The sequence below is a fragment of the Campylobacter sp. RKI_CA19_01121 genome (assembly GCF_025771295.1).
In the GTDB taxonomy this organism is placed as follows: domain Bacteria; phylum Campylobacterota; class Campylobacteria; order Campylobacterales; family Campylobacteraceae; genus Campylobacter_D.
Map to the genome: position 1 here is coordinate 1 of NZ_JAKMQA010000028.1, position 1618 is coordinate 1618.

Below are 1618 nucleotides of genomic sequence, written 5' to 3' on the forward strand. Positions count from 1 at the left end.
CCTAGATACCATTAAGGTAAAAGCTACTCAAGCTGCTCAAGATGGTCAAACAGCAAAAACTAGAACGATGATTCAAAATGAAATCAATCGTTTAATGGAAGAACTTGATAATATAGCAAATACCACTTCATTTAATGGTAAGCAACTTTTAAGTGGAAATTTTGTTAATCAAGAATTCCAAATAGGTGCTCAGTCAAACCAAACGGTACATGCAACTATAGGGCCAACTCAATCAAGTAAAATAGGTCATACTCGCTTTGAAACAGGTGCTAGAGTCACAGCACCCGGAATGAGTTCTTTTACTATTAAATCATACGATGGTGTAAATGATTATACTTTTCAAAGTGTGCCTATTTCATATAGTGTTGGAACTGGACTTGGTGCTTTAGCTGATGAAATTAATAAAGTAGCAGATAAAACAGGAGTTAGAGCAACAGCTACCGTTCAAACTATATCAGATGGTGTAATACCTGCAGGAAAAACAGGATCTGATTTTACCATCAATGGTGTAGTTATAGGTCAAATAGAGGTTAAACCGGGAGATAAAGATGGTGCCTTAGTTGCGGCTATTAACTCCAAAAAAGATACAACCGGTGTTGAAGCATCTGTTGTAGATGGAAAACTCATTTTAAATTCAGCTGATGGTAGAGGTATAGTTCTAGGTGGAAGTTTAGGAACGGCTTTGTCTGGAACAGTAGCTTCTGTTAATTATGGAAGATTATCTTTGGTGAAAAATGATGGTAGGGATATACTTATTAGTGGTAATATTGGATTTTCTGCTGAATCAAGAGTTGCTCAAACAACTGCAAATTTAGAAGCTGTTAAGGGGCAGATTTCGGTAGATGTAGCTTGTGCAATGGGTTTTAATGCTATGAGCACAGCAGAAAATGTTACCACCCCAAAAAGTGCTGGTGTTACTTCCTTGCAAGGTGCAATGGCTGTAATGGATTTAGCTGATAGTGCTATTACGACTCTTGATAATATTAGAGCAGATATTGGTGCAGTGCAAAATCAAATCACAGCTACTATTAATAATATAAGTGTAACTCAAGTAAATATTAAATCAGCTGAATCAACCATAAGAGATGTTGACTTTGCAGCTGAGAGTGCAAATTTCTCTAAATACAATATATTAGCTCAAAGTGGATCTTATGCTATGAGTCAAGCTAATGCTGTTCAGCAAAATGTGTTAAAACTTTTACAATAATATTAAAGCTCCTAGAGAGCTTTAATACTACTCTGTTTTAACATTTGATTTTGAATTTTTAAAGTCTGTATGTATTGTTTTATCCAAGTTTTATTTACATTAAGATAGCTTATTATTTTTCTTGTTTTTTCTAAGTCGTCTTTGTGATTTAGTATAAATAATTCATTTATTTTACATTCATAATGATAAAATAATGGTTTGTGAAGTTCATTAAATATATATAAGTTAGAATTTTTGAGAATCTGATTTTTCAAATTATCAATCTGAATGAGAATTTTTGTAAGTTTTTCATTTTCTTTGTTAATATTTTCAAATGTACACTGATTAATATTTTTATCAATATGACATAAAATTTTTTCACATTTTTCTATGAAATTATTTGCTAATTTTAAATTGCTTTGTATTCTCCCA

Annotated in this window: 1 protein-coding gene and 1 pseudogene; one reads left to right on the forward strand and one right to left on the reverse strand. The window is 32.1% G+C overall.

Features of this window, described 5'->3' with window-relative positions:
• Positions 1–1207: flagellin B (locus L8T90_RS07800; protein ID WP_263737170.1), on the forward strand; the 1207-nt coding region annotated here is incomplete at its 5' end.
• 11 nt (positions 1208–1218) lie between these two features.
• On the opposite strand, the pseudogene L8T90_RS07805 reads toward L8T90_RS07800, so the two are convergent.
• Positions 1219–1618, reverse strand: a pseudogene (locus L8T90_RS07805) (hypothetical protein); the annotation flags it as partial.